General features: G+C 68.5%; 16 protein-coding genes. 5 read left to right on the forward strand and 11 right to left on the reverse strand.

The features are described from left to right. Positions 1–16 precede the first annotated feature (16 nt). Positions 17–577, reverse strand: coding sequence for a TetR/AcrR family transcriptional regulator (locus ACZ3HV_RS12665; RefSeq protein ID WP_465683732.1), 561 nt, complete (start codon positions 575–577; stop codon positions 17–19). Between the two features lie 73 nt (positions 578–650). On the opposite strand from ACZ3HV_RS12665, the gene ACZ3HV_RS12670 reads away from it, so the two are divergent. Then, positions 651–1,631: an alpha/beta hydrolase gene (locus ACZ3HV_RS12670; RefSeq protein WP_465683734.1), complete on the forward strand. Its 981-nt coding sequence runs from the start codon at positions 651–653 to the stop codon at positions 1,629–1,631. Positions 1,632–1,668: 37 nt separating this feature from the next. Then, a complete protein-coding gene (locus ACZ3HV_RS12675) occupies positions 1,669–2,331 on the forward strand; it encodes a VOC family protein (protein ID WP_465683736.1) in 663 nt (220 codons plus the stop codon). On the opposite strand, the gene ACZ3HV_RS12680 is transcribed toward ACZ3HV_RS12675, so the two are convergent. Both ACZ3HV_RS12680 and ACZ3HV_RS12685 read right to left on the reverse strand, forming a co-directional pair. Continuing rightward, the gene (locus tag ACZ3HV_RS12680) at positions 2,321–2,977 is read right to left on the reverse strand and encodes a response regulator (RefSeq protein ID WP_465683738.1); all 657 of its coding nucleotides are present in this window, start codon (positions 2,975–2,977) and stop codon (positions 2,321–2,323) included. The two genes, ACZ3HV_RS12675 and ACZ3HV_RS12680, sit on opposite strands and share 11 nt — an antisense overlap. Then, on the reverse strand, positions 2,974–4,119 hold the full coding sequence (locus ACZ3HV_RS12685; protein WP_465683740.1) for a sensor histidine kinase: 1,146 nt from the start codon (positions 4,117–4,119) through the stop codon (positions 2,974–2,976). The genes ACZ3HV_RS12680 and ACZ3HV_RS12685 overlap by 4 nt, the downstream gene beginning before the upstream one ends. A gap of 157 nt (positions 4,120–4,276) precedes the next feature. Here ACZ3HV_RS12685 and ACZ3HV_RS12690 point away from each other — a divergent pair, with 157 nt between their 5' ends. Next, complete coding sequence (locus ACZ3HV_RS12690; RefSeq protein WP_465683742.1) at positions 4,277–6,475, forward strand: MMPL family transporter; 2,199 nt, start codon at positions 4,277–4,279, stop codon at positions 6,473–6,475. On the opposite strand, the gene ACZ3HV_RS12695 is transcribed toward ACZ3HV_RS12690, so the two are convergent. Then, positions 6,361–7,152, reverse strand: a complete 792-nt coding sequence (locus tag ACZ3HV_RS12695; RefSeq protein WP_465683744.1) for an MBL fold metallo-hydrolase — start codon at positions 7,150–7,152, stop codon at positions 6,361–6,363. The two genes, ACZ3HV_RS12690 and ACZ3HV_RS12695, sit on opposite strands and share 115 nt — an antisense overlap. Further along, on the reverse strand, positions 7,149–7,958 hold the full coding sequence (locus ACZ3HV_RS12700; protein ID WP_465683745.1) for an alpha/beta hydrolase: 810 nt from the start codon (positions 7,956–7,958) through the stop codon (positions 7,149–7,151). Before ACZ3HV_RS12700 ends, ACZ3HV_RS12695 begins: the two co-directional genes overlap by 4 nt. Before the next feature lie 136 nt (positions 7,959–8,094). Here ACZ3HV_RS12700 and ACZ3HV_RS12705 point away from each other — a divergent pair, with 136 nt between their 5' ends. Next, positions 8,095–9,048, forward strand: a complete 954-nt coding sequence (locus tag ACZ3HV_RS12705; protein ID WP_465683747.1) for a helix-turn-helix domain-containing protein — start codon at positions 8,095–8,097, stop codon at positions 9,046–9,048. Here ACZ3HV_RS12705 and ACZ3HV_RS12710 read toward each other — a convergent pair. The 5 genes from ACZ3HV_RS12710 to ACZ3HV_RS12730 form a co-directional block, all read right to left on the reverse strand. Continuing rightward, positions 9,034–9,981, reverse strand: a complete 948-nt coding sequence (locus tag ACZ3HV_RS12710; protein WP_465683749.1) for a GTP-binding protein LepA — start codon at positions 9,979–9,981, stop codon at positions 9,034–9,036. The two genes, ACZ3HV_RS12705 and ACZ3HV_RS12710, sit on opposite strands and share 15 nt — an antisense overlap. Positions 9,982–10,413: 432 nt before the next feature. Then, a complete protein-coding gene (locus tag ACZ3HV_RS12715; RefSeq protein ID WP_360375953.1) occupies positions 10,414–10,635 on the reverse strand; it encodes a hypothetical protein in 222 nt (73 codons plus the stop codon). A gap of 2 nt (positions 10,636–10,637) precedes the next feature. After that, positions 10,638–11,312, reverse strand: coding sequence for a hypothetical protein (locus ACZ3HV_RS12720; RefSeq protein ID WP_465683751.1), 675 nt, complete (start codon positions 11,310–11,312; stop codon positions 10,638–10,640). A gap of 110 nt (positions 11,313–11,422) precedes the next feature. Continuing rightward, positions 11,423–14,071, reverse strand: a complete 2,649-nt coding sequence (locus ACZ3HV_RS12725) for a winged helix-turn-helix domain-containing protein (RefSeq protein WP_465683753.1) — start codon at positions 14,069–14,071, stop codon at positions 11,423–11,425. 7 nt (positions 14,072–14,078) lie between these two features. Further along, on the reverse strand, positions 14,079–14,483 hold the full coding sequence (locus tag ACZ3HV_RS12730) for a hypothetical protein (protein WP_465683755.1): 405 nt from the start codon (positions 14,481–14,483) through the stop codon (positions 14,079–14,081). A gap of 45 nt (positions 14,484–14,528) precedes the next feature. Between ACZ3HV_RS12730 and ACZ3HV_RS12735 the strand changes: the two genes are divergently transcribed. Then, positions 14,529–16,142, forward strand: a complete 1,614-nt coding sequence (locus tag ACZ3HV_RS12735) for a RecQ family ATP-dependent DNA helicase (protein ID WP_465683757.1) — start codon at positions 14,529–14,531, stop codon at positions 16,140–16,142. Here ACZ3HV_RS12735 and ACZ3HV_RS12740 read toward each other — a convergent pair. Further along, a complete protein-coding gene (locus tag ACZ3HV_RS12740; RefSeq protein ID WP_465683759.1) occupies positions 16,139–17,812 on the reverse strand; it encodes an alpha-amylase family protein in 1,674 nt (557 codons plus the stop codon). The two genes, ACZ3HV_RS12735 and ACZ3HV_RS12740, sit on opposite strands and share 4 nt — an antisense overlap. Positions 17,813–17,827: the final 15 nt, after the last annotated feature.

Consider the following 17,827-nt stretch of genomic DNA (forward strand, 5'->3'; position numbering starts at 1 on the left):
CGTCGTACGGCGGCGACTACCGGAGCTCTCGCACGACGATCTCGACCAGTGCGTCCACGTCTGCGTCGGCCATCGGCTCACCCGTCATGCCCATCCGGTGCAGCAGCGTTCCGACCACGACGTCGATGACGAACAGGACCCGGTTCTCCGGCTCGCCCAGCGCCTCCTGGAACGCGATCCGGTAGGGATCCTGCAACTGCGTCGACAGGACCTCGCGCAGGGCGGGATCGCCGACGGCATCGGTGAACACACCGGCGAACGCCGCGCCGATGCCCGGTTCGCCGATCTTCGCCGCAATCCAGCGGACGGCTGCGGCCAGCTTCTCCTTCGGGTCCGTGCCCTCCAGCGGCGCCGGACCGAACGCGTCGATCAGGCACGCGGTGATCAGCTCGCCCTTGGACGGCCACCGACGGTAGATCGTCGTCTTCGCGATCCCGGCCGCGGCGGCGATCCGGTCGACGGTCGCCCGCGCGTACCCGAGCTCGTCGACTGTCCGCAGCGTCGCCGCGAAGACCTCGGCGTCGACGCCGGCACGCGGGCGTCCGGGCGGTCTGGTCGGTGTCGTTGCTCGGGCCATCATCACACCATAGCGAGTTATGCTACTTTTAGTATCGATACTTCTAGTAGCGAAACCAAAGCCGAGGAGCACGATGAGCACCACGACGACCGGACTGCAGCAACCGCCACTGGGCATCCAGCTGATGCACGCCCTGCGCAAAGAACCGGACTGGCTGGCGATGCCGGCCGAGGCGCTGGCTGCCTTCCGCGAGGCCGAGAACCGCAAGCGCGGCTCCAGGCTGGCGCGAGTGATCACCGGGTTCCCAGACCGCGGGGCCACCATGACCTGGCAGGAGTTGGACCTCCCCAACCGTGCTCTCCGCGTCCGCGTCTACCGACCATCTGGCAACGCTGCGGCCAGGCTGCCGCTCGTACTGCACGTGCACGGCGGCGGGTTCGTCGGTACGGCGGTGCAGTGCGACTGGGTCAACAGTCATCTCGCCGCTCGACTGCCCGCTGTCGTGGTCTCCGTCGAGCACCGGCTCGTCGACCCGGAGACTCCCCTGTCCGCGGCGATCGACGACGGCCGGGACGCGCTGGACCACGTGCTGAACCACGCCGCGGAGTGGGGCATCGACCCGGACCGGACCGCGGTCTTCGGGGAGAGCGCCGGTTCGATGGTCACCGCGCTGGCCGCGATCCGGGCCAGGAACTCCGGGCTCCGCCTGCGTGCGCAGGTGCTGGTCAACCCCTGCGTCGACTTGACCTCGACCGCCTTCGACTACCCGTCGATGACCGAGTACGCCGACAGCCCGACCCTCACCGTCAAGCAGATGGAATTCTTCCGCCGGTTGGCCGTTCCCGAAGGAACGGATCCGCGCACAGTGTCACCGCTGTACGCCGACGACCTGAGCGGACTCGCTCCCGCGCTCGTCGTGGTGCCGACGCTGGACCCGGTGGCCGACCACGGACGTGCGTACGCCGCCCGGCTCCGCGACGCGGGCACACCGGTCGAGTTGGTCGAACACCCCGGCGCCGGCCACGCCTTCCTCAGCATGCCAGGCGTCGTACCGCAGGCCCGGGCCGCCCGGACGCAGATCGCCGACTTCCTCCAGGAGCGGCTCGCGCAGTGACCAGGCGGCGGCGGAAAGCGCTTGCTATCGTGATGACGTGATCTACGAGCTGAACCATGTCGGTGGCCGCGTCCGAGATCTTGAAGCCAGCCTGGAGTTCTACTCCGGGCTTGGTGCCGAAGTGGTCGATCGGCTGTTCATGCCGAACAGCCGCGTCCATCGGGTGCACATCCAGCTCGGCACCGGCCTGGTCGAGCTCCTGTACCACGAGGATCCCGACCTGGACGCGACGTACGGCCTGAACCATGTCGGCTTCATGACCGACGACCTCGACGCGGACTACGCCCGGCTGATCGCGCTCGGGTACGCCGAGCTCTCAGCGCCGAAGGTCGCCGGCAGCGGCCAGGGCAGGCTCGCGTTCCTCGCCGACCCCAGCGGCACCCGCATCGAACTCCTGCAGCGCTCGGAGGAGTTCCGCATCCCGCCGATCACGGCCGGCCCTGTCCGCCAGCTCAGCTCCATCGGGCTGGACTCACCCGATCTCGACGCCGCCGTCGAGTTCTACGGCACCCACTTGGGCATGCCCAGCGACCCTTCGGCGGACTCCCCCACCTTCCGGATCGGCCCCGACGCGGTCAAGCTGTCCCGCTCCTTGCCCCCAGCAACGACCCCGATCAACCACCTCGTCCTCACCACCACCAGTCCGCAGCCGGACACCCACGACCCCGACGGCCTCCGCGTGACCTTCGTCAAGGCTTGATGCGGCCTGTCTCGTAGGCCCACATCGCGATCTCGACGCGGTTCCGGGCGCCGACTTTGCCCATCACGCTGGTCAGGTGAGTCTTCACGGTGCTCAGGCTGATGTGGAGGTCTCCCGCGATCTCGGCGTTGGTCCGGCCGGTGGCCGCAGCGATCAGGACCTGCTCCTCGCGGGTGGTGAGCGGGTCGATCGGCTGGACCGGCGTACGCCCGGCGGGTTGGTCGGAGAAGGCGGCCAGCAGGCGGGCCGTGATCCGGGGTGCGATCAATGCGTCACCGTTGGCGGCCGCGTGGATCGCCTGGATCAGGAGGTCCGGACCGGCATCCTTCAGCAGGAATCCACGAGCGCCCGCCTTCAGCGCGCCGTACACGTACTCGTCGAGATCGAACGTGGTGATCACCACGATCGCCGGCGCATCCTCCACCCCCGCGCCGGCGAGCTCGCGGGTTGCCTCGATCCCGTCCATGACGGGCATCCTGATGTCGAACAGACACACCTCGGGCCGAAGCCGGCGGGCGAGCTCGACCGCCTCGCGGCCGTCGGCCGCCTGACCGACCACCTCGATCCCGGGCTGCGCCTCGAGGATCATCGCGAGACCGGTCCGGACGAGATCTTGATCGTCGGCGACGAGAACCCGGATCGTCATCGGCCGGCCGCCGTTCTCGGCAGCACCACGTCGACGGTCCAGCCCCGCTCCGCGCCGGGGCCTGCGGCGAACGAACCGCCGAGCAGCATCGCGCGCTCGGTCATCCCCACCAATCCGTAGCCGAGTGAGTTCCGTGGCGCCGACGTGGCTTCCCCGTCGTCGCGGATGGTCAGCCGTACGGCGTCGCCGTCCGAGGTCACGCGGACATCGATCCGCGTGACCTGGCGGGCATGGCGTACGGCGTTCGTGATCGACTCCTGCGCGATGCGATAGATCGCCGCGCCGACCGCCGGCCCGAAGTCCTCGATCTCCCCCGACACCTCGACCTCGACCCGCGGGCGGTCACCGACGCTCCGGGCGAGCCGCTCCAGGTCCGCGACTCCCGGTTGCGGGACGAGCGCCGCCGAGTCGTCGCGCAGGACGCCGACCATGGTCCGCATCTCGGCGAGAGTACGGGTGCCCTCCGCCTCGATGACGGCGAGGGCCTCCACCGCGGCCTCCGGGCGGGTGGCGGCGACGGCTCGGCCGGCTTGCGCCCGGATGACGATGGCCGACACGTGATGAGCAACCGTGTCATGCAGCTCACGGGCCAGCTGCTCACGCTCGCGGAGCCGCACCTGGTCCAGCTCGCGGATCCGGGCCGTCGAGCGATAGCGGACCGCGGCGGCCAGGGTCGCCGGGAAGAGCAGGAACATGCTGCCGAAGACAGCTTCGACGTACCCGGTGAAATCGCTGATATTGCCCAGCACCAGCGCAACGCAGATGATCGCGAGCCCGATGCCGATTTCACGGCCGGATCCCCAGCGCACCAGCGAGTACGGCAGCAACACCACGCAGATCATCGTGTTCAGACCGAAGGTTCCGCTGCCGGTGACCAGGACTCCGATGTCGACCACGATCAGTGCACCGAACACGGCGGCCACCACGGCGAGCGGATACGTACGCCGCCACAGGAGTGCGAACGCGACAGCTATCGCCAGCACCACTGCGGCTGGTCTCCACAGCAGGTCATCGCGCAGCACGCCTTCGAGGACGCTCGCCGTCAGCAGGCCGGCGACGAGCACCCAGTCGCGCCACACCCGCCGGGGCGGATGCGGCGCGCGCGGCTCGGCCAGCAGCGACCGTACGGCGTTTCTCACCATGCCCACAGCGTAGGGACTCCGGACGGCCGGCGGATCGGCTCAAAGTACGGGGCGCGACTCGGCTGATCGGTCGACGAAAGTCCGGCTCTTCGTCCGAGGTGCGAGGCGGTCCCGCGCGGCCACGATGAACGGAACTCTCGCCTGAAGGAGATCAATCATGAGATCGAAGCTGGACCGGTTGGGCCGGTACGCCGCGCGCCGGCCGTGGGTGGTGATCGGGGCCTGGCTCGTGGTGGCCGCACTCGTGGTCGCGGCGTCCGGCGCCTTCGGCAAGAAACTCGAGGAGTCGTTCGGTGCACCCGGCGTCGACTCGCAGTCCGCGACTGATCTCCTGTCCGCTGCCGGAGCGGATCAGGCCGGCCTGACAGCGCAGATCGTCGTCACTCCGCTCGACGACGCGGCGACGTTCGCCTCGCCCGAGCTGCGAGCTGAGCTGACCCGGGTTCGGTCGACGGCCGCCGAGCTGCCGCACGTGCTCGGCGCCGGCGAACCGGTCATTTCGCCCGACGGCGGGGTCGGTCTCATCCGCCTGCAGTACCCGGTGCTCGACGACCTGGATCCGGGCGATCTGGACCAGCTCAAGTCATTCGGTGCCCAGGCCGCAGCGGGATCCCCACTGCGGGTCGAGCTGGGCGGTGACCTGTTCAACGCGTTCGAAGAGGGCCAGGCCGGCCTGGGCGAGGCGATCGGCCTGATCGCCGCGATGATCGTCCTGCTGGTCGCCTTCGGGTCGGTCATCGCGATGGGCCTGCCGATCGGAATCGCGGTGTTCGGACTCGCACTGAGTATCAGTTCGCTGTCCCTGGTCACCTATCTGATCGAGCTGCCCAGCTGGGCACCGGTGCTCGGCAGCATGATCGGCCTCGGGGTGGGCATCGACTACGCGCTGATCATCGTCACCCGGCATCGCGAGTTCCTGGCCCGCGGGCTGAGCGTCGAGGAGTCGGCCGGGCAGGCCGTCGCCACCGCGGGGCAGGCTGTGCTCTTCGCTGGTGGCACTGTGGTGATCGCGATCCTCGGTCTGGTCGTGGCCGGCGTACCGTTCATGACCGCCGGCGGCATTGCGATCTCGATCATCGTGCTCACGATGGTGCTCGCGTCACTCACCTTGCTACCGGCCTTCCTGGGCCTGGCCGGCCACTGGATCAACCGCCTCCGGGTACGGCGGGTGCGGTCCACACCCGGGCCGGGTTGGCAGCGCTGGGCGGGGCACGTGTCCAGGCATGCCCTCGCGTATGCGGTCGGCGCCACTGTCCTGCTGCTGGCACTCGCCGCACCGGTGCTCGCGCTCCGGGTCGGCACGCCCGACGAAGGTGCGCTCCCTGTGCAGCGAACAGAACGCCGGGCCTACGACCTCGTCGCCGCGGGCTTCGGTCCCGGTACCAACGGTCCGCTGGTGATCGCCGTCGACATCTCGGCGGATCCGAGCGTCGTCCAGCCGCTGGCCGACGCGGTTGCGGCCGACCCGGGGATCGCCTCGGTCGCCCGTCCCGAGGTGAACCTCGCGGCCGGCATCGCCACGCTGATCGCCGTACCGACGACTGGGCCGCAGGACGATGCCACGATGACCACGGTCAAGCGGCTCCGTGCGGAGGTGTTCCCGTCCGTACTGCGACAGAGTCCGGCGAAGGCGCACGTCGGTGGGCAGACGGCGGTCCTGGCGGATGTCGGGGAGAAGGTCAACGATCGGCTCGCGCTGTTCATCGGCGCGGTGATCCTGCTGTCCGTCCTGTTGCTGACGGTGGTCTTCCGCTCGATCGTCGTACCGCTCAAGGCCGCGCTGATGAACCTCCTGAGCATCGGTGCGTCGTTCGGGGTCCTGGTGATGGTCTTCCAGTGGGGCTGGGGTTCCGGCCTGATCGGGCTGGAGTCGACGATCCCGATCCTGCCGTTCATCCCGATGTTCATGTTCGCCGTGCTGTTCGGTCTCTCGATGGACTACGAGGTCTTCCTGCTGTCGCGGATCCGGGAGACCTACGTCCGGACCGGCGACACCGCCGCCTCGACGATCCACGGCATCGCCACCACCGGCCGGGTCATCACCTCGGCGGCCCTGATCATGATCTCGGTCTTCACGAGCTTCGCGCTCACCGACGACCCGACCGCCAAGATGTTCGGCCTGGGGCTGGCCGTCGCCGTCCTGATCGACGCCACCATCGTCCGCCTGGCCCTGGTGCCGGCCTTGATGACCCTCCTGGGTGCGGCGAACTGGTGGCTCCCGGCTTGGCTCAAGCGTGCCGGTCAGACCGAGAGGACCTTGGGCGCGCCCGGTGTGAGCCAGGTCAACGCGTCGCGGACGTCGGCTGAGGCTCGGGAGAAGGCCTCCTCGATGGTGTCGCGGCCCTGGGTGAAGTGACTCCAGCCCTCGTAGTGGACGGGGATCACGGTGCGCGGTTCGAGCAGTTCGCACAGTTCGACGCCATCGGGACCGGACATCGTGTACTTGAGCGGTCCGGTGACGTTGAACCGGACGGCACCGAGGTGCAGCACCACCGTCCCGACGTCTACCCGGCCGGCGACCTCGCGCACACCGTCGTACAGGACAGTGTCGCCGGAGATCCACAAGGCGCCGTGTTGCTGGCCCGGCCACCGCAACGCGAAACCCGCGACCTCGCCGGTGATCGGGCGACTCAGTGGCGGACCGTGGCGGCAAGGCGTCGCGGTGATCTCCACAGTGGGGAGGCCGGGCTGCTCGAGCGAGTGGACCGACCAGGGAGCCAGGCCGACCGCGTCACCACCGAGCCGGCGTGCTCCGGCGACCGTCGTCACGACCGTACGAACGCTCGGCAACAGCGCGCGACCGGCGTCGTCGAGGTTGTCGGCGTGATGGTCGTGGGTGAGGAGTACGGCGTCGATCCGCGGCAGGGCCGAGACCGGAATACTCGGTCCGGCCACCTTGGTCGACGCCGTACCCCAGCCGAACGAGTACCGACGGCCGGGCGGGTCGAAGGTTGGGTCCGTGAGCAGGCACCAACCCTCGACCTCGATCAGCGTCGTCGGACCGCCGATGTGGGTGATCCGGACGTCGGTCACGACTTGCTGATCACCGCGTGGGCCAGCGCCCAGTCGAGGACCTCGTCCGCGATCTTCTCCCAGCCGGCCTGCGCGGGCAGTAGGTGTGCGTATCCGTCGTACAACTTCACCTCGGTGACCGTGTCGGACTTGTAGTGCTTCGCGTTGGAGCGTTGCACCTCCGGCGGCATGATGTGGTCATCCGAGCCGGAGACGAACAGCAGCGGCACCCGGTCGTCGTTGTGGTAGTCGACCCAGGTGTCCTGGTGCCCGGGCTGGAAGTTCGCGAGCACGCTCCCCCACAGGATCCCGCCGTTCGCCGGGATCGCGTACCGCTCGTACAGCGCCTGCGACTCCTCGTCGGTGAAGGTGTTGGTGAACGCGTACTTGAACTCATCCAGCGACAACGGGATCGCCTTGTGCCGGTTCGTCGGGCTCTTCAGCACCGGGAACGTCGACTTCACCTGGGACAGCGGTACCACGCGGACACCCTCCGTCGGCGCCGAGTTCATCGCGACGCCGGCCGCGCCGAATCCGTGGTCGAGCAGGATCTGGGTGAATGCGCCACCGGCGGAGTGGCCGATGATGATCGGCGGCGACGGCAGTTCGCGGATCACCGCCTCGAGGTGCGCGATGATCTGCGGCACGGTCAGCTTGAGGATCGGCGTCGGGTCGGCGTTCAGCGACTCGACCTCCACCTCGAACCCCGGGTACCCGGGCGCGAGCACGCGGAAGCCGCGCTGCTCGTAGTGCGTCACCCAGTGTTCCCAGCTTCGCGGTGTCATCCAGAAGCCGTGCACCAGGACAATCGTGTCGGGAGCAGCCATGATCAGAATCCCCTCCGGTCAAGGATCAGGCACCGTGGCGCAAACGTAGCCAGCCGAATCCGGCCGACATAGGATCTGACTGCACGATCCCGGGCTGCCGGTGCACAGTCCGCCTACCTTGGAGTGGAGGCAGGCGATGGCGGTCATTCTCGACACAGCCGCGCTCCCGCCCCACGATCGCGCCGAGGCGTTCTACACAGCGATGATGTCCGCGAGTGTCCCCGCGCGCGTCGAGCACGAGGACCGGCGCGGTGATGTCCATGCCCGGATGGACTTCTGGCAACTCGGCGTACCGAACCTGTTCCGCAACGAGGGGTCCGGCATCCGGCTGGTCCGCACCACCAAACACGTCCGGCTCGCCGCACCCGAGCGGTTGGCGCTCGCCGTCCAGGTGAGCGGGGTCGGCGCGTTCGGCCAGGGCACGCACCAGCAAAGGGTGCACACCGGTGAACTGATGCTGGTGGACCTGACTTCGCCGTACGAATTCGCGTGGAGTGGTCGCGGCGCATCACTGGCTTTCCAGATCGACTACAGCGATCTGGGCCTGAGTGTCGAGACCGTGCGAGCCGCGGCCGCGCGCCTGCCCAGCAGCCCGCTGTACGACCTCGTGCTGAATCACTTGAGCGAGCTGCCGCCGGTCAGTGACGCCCTGCAAGGCACCCGCTCCGCACCGATGCTCGGCGCCGCCACCACCCAGTTGGTACGGGCGCTGCTCGCATCGGCGGCCGATGACGACAAGCAGCAGCGCCCGGCGATGACCGACGTACTCTTCACCCGCATCACCTGGTACGTGCGCCAGCACCTCGGCGATCCGCACCTCACGCCGGCTCGTGTCGCGGCGGAGCATTACATCTCACTGAGGTACCTCTACAAGCTCTTTGCCGGCCACGACCTGAGCTTCGAGCAGTGGCTCATCACCGAGCGACTCGAGGCCGCGCGGCGCCAGCTCGCCTCCCCCGCGAGCCGACACCTCCCCATCGCAGCCGTCGCCGCACACTGGGGCTTCAACGACCCCAGCCACTTCGCCCGCCGCTTCCGCCACGCCTACGGCCTGTCCCCCAGCGACTGGCGTCGCTCACGAGGCGAGTAGACCGCCCTCAGGCGCCGACGCGTGGGCGAGGCGAACGGAGTTCCGCAGTGCGTTGACGACGTACGCCGGCACCCGCAGACCTTGCCGCTGCGCCCACAGCAGCTCCTTCTCGACCCGCCCGATCTGCTCGGCGTAACGGAGGATGCCCTTGTCGCCCTCAGCGGTGATGCCGAGCCGCTGCATCACCACGCCGAACTCTCCGCGTTGCCGCTTGTTGTAGGCGCCGACCACTTCGAAGCTCTGCTTGCGCAGCGTCCTGACCAGCCACTTCTGCCACGGCGCCAACTCGGCCCACAACGCTCGGGCAGCGATCTTGTAGTACGCGAAGTGACCTGGCTCCTGCCGGCGGATCGGGCCGACGATGGTCAGCGCGATCGCTCGTTCGCCGAGTGCCATCAGCCCTTGATAAAGCTTGTTGTAGGCAAGGATCGCCGACTGCTCCGTCGCCACTCCGGTGAGGTAGTAGAGCATCCGGCTGACATCCTGCACCGCGCTCACTTTCCCGAGGGCACCTAGCAACCGCAGCCGGATGTCGATCGTGGTCAGATCCGGGGAGGCCTGCGGCAGTCCGGCCTGCAACTGCAGCTCGTCCAGGATCAGACCGTGGTGGGTCTCCTGCGGAAGCCAGACGTCGGAGTAGAACGTCCGGTCGATCGGCGGCGGATCCGGCAGCAGGAGGTTGAGCTCGATCACGTTGCGTTCGACCTCGAGCTCCACCCTCGACATGTAGTTGAGGACAGGGCCGAACCTCTCGCCGAGCACCTGAGGTCGTGCCATCGAATAGTCAGCGCTGTCCAGCGGAATCGGCGGATGCTCGTCGGCCATCCGCTCGACATGCTCGGCCAGCCGCGCCTCCACCGTCGACGCCCGGCGCAACCCCCGGCCAGTACGCCGCCGCAACCACGCACCAAGGCCAGTCACGAGTCGTGTCACCCACCCCTCCAGGTATCTGGTCAGTTCGACCGGTCACCAATCATCCGACCCGAAGTAAGGCCAACCTTACCTGGGATCCCCTCGTCAATGCTTCCGGGTCAACGATGCAGTATCGCGTGCCTGGGTAGCCTTGCGCTTGTGAAAATCGGCTGGGGCAGCTGGGTGACGGGTCTGACGCCAATCCGGTGCTCCCCGGCGACTATTCGGATCCCGATGTCATCCGGATAGGCGACGACTACTGGAGGATCGACCCTGACGTGAGGTTCAGGCGCTGCGGAGTACGACGGTGTAGCCGCGGCTGCGGATGGCTTCGAAGCTCTCGGCACGGACCTCGGGGGTCGGGAAGGTCGCGACCACCCCGCAATGCCCCCACCCCGCGGTCACAGCGCGTGTCTCTCCCCACCGGCCGAGGGCGGGTGGGGGAGAGAGCGATCAGGGGTCCGCGTCGACGAGCTGAAGTGAGATCAGGACGACGCCTAGGTCGCGGACTTTGGTTAGTAGGCCGTGGAGTTCGGACTGGTCTGTGATGGGGCCGCGGAGGGTGGTGGTGCCGTCGGGGTCGTGGGTGAGGGCGAGTCCGCCGAACCAGGTCGACCAGTGGGGGTCGAGGTCGCCCTGGAGGCGGAGTTCGTAGCAGCGGGGGTCGTTCGGCATGGTCAGGTCGCATCCACGGTGACGGGTTGGCCGGCCGGCTGCGGGGTGGTGCTGCGGGCGGTGCGCCAGAGGGAGTAGCCGAGGCCGATCATGGCGATGCCGTTCGGGAAGGCCAGCAGGCGGTAGAAGGCGTCCGGCATCACGGCGAGGGCGACGGAGACGACACCGCCGACGGCGAGCAGCGCGGTGGCCCAGCGGGCGAGCACCCGCGCACGGTAGAGCGCGATGCCGAACAGGAGGCCGCCGGCGAGATAGGCGAAGCCCTGGACCTGCCAGACGGTTTGCAGTGCACCGAGGTCACCGGTGGCCGTGTGACCAGTGGCCAGCGCGATGACGTCGTTCACGTAGCCGGTGTTGGTGTCGGCAATCGCAGGCAGAACGTAGGCGGCGATGGCGGTGGTGCTCATGATGGAGAGGTAGCCGACGCTGAGCACCAGGTAGCCGATGAGTCCGAGGACTCCGTTGCGGCGGACCTGGCTCAGGTACATGCCGGTGATGCCGGCCAGTGCCAGCGCGGCCATCAGGACCTTCAGGGAGTTCCGCAGTACGACCTCGGTCGTGGTGATGGAGGTGATATCCAGGTGCGGGTGGTTGATCTGGACGCCGATGAAGATGAGTCCCGCGGCGACCGCGGCAGCGCCGGCGGCCCGAGTGAGGGTGGTGGGTGTGATGGTCATGTCCGGCTCCTTGTCCCGGTGGTCCGCGGCCGGTGCCGCGGGATATTCGGAACGTACGGCGCCGTGTGGTGACCCGGCGTCACCACATGGTGTGACTGACGATGTGATCGCTAGAGCAGGCCGAGTTCGTGGCCGCGGCGTACGGCGGCGGCGCGGGTGTTCACGTCGAGCTTGGTGAAGATGCGCTTGCTGTGGGTGCGCAGCGTGTTCAGGGAGACGAAGAGCTGACGGGCGATCTCAGGACCGGTGAGCTCGCTGTCGAGCAGTCGCAGTACGTCGAGCTCCCGCTCGCTGAGCGGATCGGCCAGAGCTCCGCGGCCGGACGGAGCGGCACCCTTGAGGAGTCGACGAGCGTGCCGGCGCAGTACGTCGTACTCGCTGTCCGAGGCCTCGTGCAACAGGGCCAGCATCGGAGCGCCTTCGTCGAGGAACAGACGGGCGTAGCCATCGGGATCTGGTGCTTGGGACAGAGCGTCGTTCAACTCAGCGAGGGCCTCCGACCGGTGCCCGAGCGAGTGATGGGCGAGCGCTCGGAGCATGCTGATCTCCAGCAGACTGCCGGCGCGGGTCCGGTCGGCGTCGGCCCGGAGTCGATCCAGTAGCGTCAGCTCGTCGGTTGCGCTCTGGTGGCGGGCGAGCCGGAGCCGCACGAGGGTGAGGTGCTCGTACTCGCGCAGGAACGAGACGTCATCGGTGATCTGGTGATCCTCTGCCCACTCCTGCGCCGCGACGAGCTCTCCCGCCGCGATGTCCACGCGAGCTCGCAGTGCGGCGATGGGGCGGAGGTCGGGATAGGAGCCGGGCCGGTACAGCGCCGCGGCCTGGTCGAGCAGTTGCTTGGCCGAGGCGTAGTCGCCGGTCGCAGTGCGGACCTGCGCCATGGCGACGTACCAGCGGTGCCGGTTCTCGGTGATCGAGCCACGCTCGCCGAGCACCCGCGCGGTCTCGAGATGTGCCTCCGCACCGACGAGGTCATCCAGTTCACGATCGCGCTCGGCCAGCCCCACATGCAGGTCGGCGGTCGCCCGCGGGTACGGCTCGCCCGCCCCGGTCGCCGTCGCCAGTCCCTGCTCGTACAACCGGCGCGCCCGACCCGGACGCCCCGCGCTGATCCACATGTCGCCGAGCACCACTGTGCTGTCCAGCTCGTCGACCAGGTTCCCGGCCGCGTGCAGACTGCGAACGGCCTCCGAGAACGTGGACAACGCCTCTTGGACGTCACCGGCCGCCCAGGCGGCCAGGCCGAGAAACCCTGCCGCTGCGCCCCGCACGAAGTGATCGTCGGCGCCGGCGAGATCCAGCGCGCGCCGAGCGTGCAGCACGGTCGCCAGTACGTCTCCTCTCGCTTGCGCCAGCGCCGCACGGTAGACCCACAAGGTCGCGGGCGCGGTCCGCAGGTCTTCGGTGTCAGCCCACCTCGCCGCGAGCGCTTGATCGTGAGCGCCGGCCGCCAGCGCCGCCTCGGCATCATCGAGCCGGCGCTCCATCCCGTCCAGGTCACCAGCTATCATCTGCGACCAGCCCGACATGATGCTGAGGACCGGGCTCCGCCTCACCACGTCGTCCGGCAGTGACCGCGACCAGCTCAGCAGGAGGTTGTCCTGCCGGGCACGCCGCATCTCCGGCAACGCCTCTTCCACGAGGTAGGCGGCGCGGTCGTGGTCACCCGCGGCAAGTGCATGTCGTACGGCGTCCGCGGCGAGGTGATGTGATGCGTACCAAGCACTCGCCGCCTGATGCAGCGCCGGGAGCTGCTCTGGGTGCTCGGCCATCAGACGAGCACGCAGGACATCGCCGAACAGGTGGTGGTACCGGTACCAGGACCGCTCGGCGTCCAACGGGACCAGGAACAGGTTGCCGCGATCCAGGTCCGCCAGCATCTGAGCGCCGTACGACCCACCAGTGACCGCGTCGCACAAGGGACCGGTCAAGCGGTCGAGAATCGACGTCCGCAGCAGGAAGTCGCGCACCTCCGCGCCTTGTCGGGTCAGGACCTCGTCCACCAGGTAGTCGATGACGAAGCGGTTGCTTCCGGTGAAGGCCTCGACGAACTCGGCAACGTCGGAGACTCCTCGCAGTGAGAGCGCAGCCAGTTGGAGGCCCGCGATCCAGCCCTCGGTCCGTCCCTCCAGCGCCTGTACGTCGGCCTCGGCCAGGTGCAGACCCATCGCCTCATTGAGGAACTCCCACGCCTCCGCCGGCGCGAAGCGCAGGTCCGTGGCCCGTACCTCCGTCAGTTGCCCTCGGCTCCGCAGCCGCGACAGCGGAAGCGGCGGGTCCGAGCGCGTGGCGATCAGCAGGTGAAACTGTTCCGGCCCGTGGTCGAGGAGGAAGGTCATCGCCTCATGCACCTCGGGCGACTCGATCACGTGGTAGTCATCGAGCACGAGCAGCCGACTGGTGTCGGGCCTGGCGCGGACGAGTTCGTTGACGACCGTGGTCAGTGCGGCGGCGGTGGGCTCCAAGGCCGTCGGGTCCAGGTCCAGACCGGTGCCGGCCAGCGCTGCCCACAGGTGGGCCAGGAATCGCGACAGGTCGTTGTCGCCTTCATCGAGAGACAACCACCCCACCCGCTCCTGGCCCGCCGCCCAGTCGCTGAGGAGCGTGGTCTTGCCGAAGCCGGCCGGCGCGGAGACAAGGGTGAGCCGGTGCTCACGGTTCAGAGTGGCGTCCAACCGGTCGGCAAGCCGTGGCCGCGGAACCAGCTCGGTCCGCCGGGCCGGCGGGAACAGCTTGGTGGCGAGCACTGCAGTCGACACGTGCGGATCATAAAGCCCAGCGGCCGCCAGGGTGCTGGATCCAGCGGGCGGCTGCTTCGTAGGTGTTTGACGGGGTGCTGTTGAAGGCGATGGCGGCGTTGGGGGCGTGGTGGCGGATGAGGTTGATGATTTGTTCGAAGAGGTTCAGTTGGTCTTCGGCTCGGCGGATGCCGCCGCCGACCACGACGCATTCCCAGGGGTGAGCTGCGACGGCGGCGGCGATGACTGCCGGGATGTCGTCGCTGCCGTCGAGGCCGACCAGGCACATCTCGACACCGACGCCGTGCTCGGCGAAGTTGGCGCGTCCCACCTCAATGGCGTCGGCCACCGGCTGGGGGTCCCACGGGCCTGGAACCCGGAACGGATCGAGGCCGATCACCAGGACTCGGGGTGCGGGCGCCGTCATGTCCATGGCTGGACCCTACGACGGCATCCTCGGGTGAGACATGATGTGTGCGTGGTGAGCCTCTCCGACATTGCCGCGCTCGCTCGTGAGCGGCTCGGGTACGACGTGTTGCGCCCAGGGCAGGCCGAGTCCGTCCAGGCGGTGCTCGACGGGCAGGATACGCTCGCCGTTCTCGCCACCGGGACCGGCAAGACCGCGATCTACCAGCTCGCCGGACTGGCGTTGGGTGGCGTCACCATCGTGGTCAGTCCGCTGGTGGCGCTGCAGCGAGACCAACTGCGGGCCTTGTCCGAACACCCCGCCGGTGTCGAAGTCGCCGAGTTGAACGCCAGCGATCACGCCGGTCGACGGGTGGCCCATGACATGTTGGCGAACAACCGGCCCGGCTTCGTGCTCATGTCACCCGAGCAGCTCACTCATTCCGACGTACTCGATCTGCTCGCGGCGTCCCGCCCGCGGCTGGTGGCCGTCGACGAAGCCCACCTGGTGAGCGAGTGGGGACAGGACTTCCGGCCCGACTACCTGAGGCTCGCCGCCGCCATCGGCGCGATGGGACGGCCACCGATCCTCGCCCTGACCGCCACCGCCGCGCCACCGGTGCGCAAGGAGATCGTTCACCGGTTGGAGATGCACAGCCCGGCCGTGGTCGTCGGCGGCTTCGATCGGCCGAACCTCAACCTCGCCGTGTTCACCTTCGCCGACGACGAGACCAAGAACCGCCGGCTGCTCAGCCATGTCCGGTCCTCCCGCGGCCCGGGCATCGTGTACGTCGGTACCCATCGGCACGCCGAGGAGCTGGCCTCAGACCTCGACATCGCCGGCGTGTCCGCACAGGCGTACCACGCCGGTCTGTCGGCCAAGCAACGCCGCGAGGTCCAGGACGGTTTCCTCGCCGACCGGTACCGGGTCGTCGTCGCCACCATCGCCTTCGGGATGGGCATCGACAAACCGGACATCCGCTGGGTCAGTCACGCCGAGGCACCGGGCTCGATCGACGCGTACTACCAGGAGCTCGGCCGCGCCGGCCGCGACGGTGAACCGGCCGACATCGAGCTGTTCTTCCGTCATGCCAACCTCGGACTCAACCGGTTCTTCGCCTCCGGCGGGGTGACCGACGAGGATCTCCTCGCGGTCGCCACCGCACTCCACGACCACCGTCCGGCGGACATCGCCGAACTGACCGCGGCGAGCGGCCTCAGTGCGGCCCGCGTCGAACGAGCGCTCGGCCGGCTGACCGACGCCCGAGTGGTTGCCATCGGCCACCGTTTCCACCTGGCCCCCCGAGTCGGCGTCGACCGGGCGGTCGCCGCCGCCTCGGCCGTCGAGCACGACCGTCGCGAGGTCGCCCGCTCCCGGGTCGAGATGATGGCCCTGTACGCCGAGTACGGCGGCTGCCGTCGCGAGTGGCTGCTCAGCTACTTCGGCGAGCAGTACGACGGCCCGTGCGGCAACTGCGACAACGATCTGGCCGGCCGAACGGCGGCACCACCCGAAGAGGAGCCCTTCCCGGTCGGCAGCCGGGTCACCCACCACACCTTCGGCCCCGGCCTGGTCGAACACTATGACGGCACCACGATGACCGTCCTGTTCGACCGCGTCGGCTACAAGGAACTCCGCACCGCGCTCATGACCCACAACCACCTGCTCGAAGCCGAGAAGCTCTAGACGATGAACCGGTCGCCGAGCCGGACGAGTCTCAGCCAACGGGTCCCGTACGGCTCCAGGTCCAGCTCGATCAGACCGTTCTCCGCGACGTTCGTCGTACCGTCGCGCAACAGGTCGACCGCGCGTACGCCGACTCCCGAGCCGGCCACCGCGAGTGTCACGCTCGCGGGCTCGCCGGCGAAGTTGTGTACGGCGATCATCGTGCCGTTCTCGTGGTCGGCGCGATGCGCGAACACGGACTTCGCCCCGTGCTCGAGAACGGTGTACGTGCCCCACGAGAGTTCAGGACACTCGCGATAGCGCCGGATCAGCAGCCTCATCCAGTTCAGCAGCGAATCCGGATCGCGCCGTTGAGCCGCGACGTTGACGTGGTCCGGACCGAACTCTCCTTCGACGACCGGGGTGGCCAGCTGATCGGGGTCGGCGGTCGAGAAGCCGCCGTTCACAGCGGCCGTCCACTGCATCGGCGTTCGGACGGCGTACCGTCCTTCGACGGCCAGGTTCTCCCCCATGCCGATCTCCTCGCCGTAGAAGAGCACCGGCGTCCCCGGGAGTGAGAACAGCAGGCTGTAGACCATCTTCAGCCGAGCCGGATCGTTGCCCAGCATCGGCGGCAACCGGCGCCGCAACCCGCGTCCGTAGAGCTGCATGCTCTCCTCCGGCCCGAACGCGTCGAAGACCTCCTGGCGCTCGTCGTCGGACAGCTTGTCCAGGGTCAGCTCGTCGTGGTTCCGAACGAAGGTGCCCCACTGCGCCTCCTCCGGCGGGTCCGGCCGCTGACGCAACGCGGTGACGAGCTCGGTCGGGTCATGACGCGCCAGCGACAGGTAGAACCGCTGCATCCCGATGAAGTCGAAACACATCGTCAGCTCGTCGCCGTCCTCGTCGCCGAAGAAGCGCCGTGTGTCGGGGTAGGACAGGTTGACCTCGCCGAGCAGCATCGCCGACCCCTGCCGCCGATCCAGGAACGCGCGGAGATCACGCAGATAGTCGTGCGGGTCCGGCAACTCGGCCGCGTCGAGGGCTCCGGCGGTGTCCAGCAGGAACGGTACGGCGTCCACCCGGAAACCGGACAACCCCAGCCGGGACCAGAACCCGATCACCCGCTCGATCTCCTCACGCACCTCGGCGTTCGCGATGTCGAGATCGGGCTGATGCTTGTAGAACCGGTGCAGGTAGTACTGCCCCGCCTCCTCGTCGTACTGCCACAGGCTCGTCTCCTGATCGGGGAAGACGATGCCCTTGTCCGCGTCGGCCGGTTTCTCGTCCCGCCACACGTACCAGCCCCGGTACGGCGACTCCCGCGAAGCCCGCGCACTCTGGAACCACGGGTGCTGATCGGAGGTGTGGTTCACCACCAGATCGGCGATCACCCGGATGCCGCGGTCCTGCGCGAGCGTGATCAGCTCGACCAGGTCGCCGTGCGTCCCCAGCCGCGAATCGACCCCGTAGAAGTCGGTGATGTCGTAGCCGTCGTCCCGGCCCGGCGTCGGATAGAAGGGCATCAGCCACAGACACGTCACCCCCAGCTCAGCCAGGTGATCGATCCGCTGGCTCACACCACGCAGGTCACCACGCCCGTCACCGTCGGTGTCGAAGAACGTCTCGACATCGAGGCAATAGATCACCGCGTTCTTCCACCAGACATCCGCAGTCTCAGTCAGCCGCATGACTCCCCGTGCCCC

It is taken from the genome of Kribbella sp. NPDC020701, assembly GCF_055562215.1.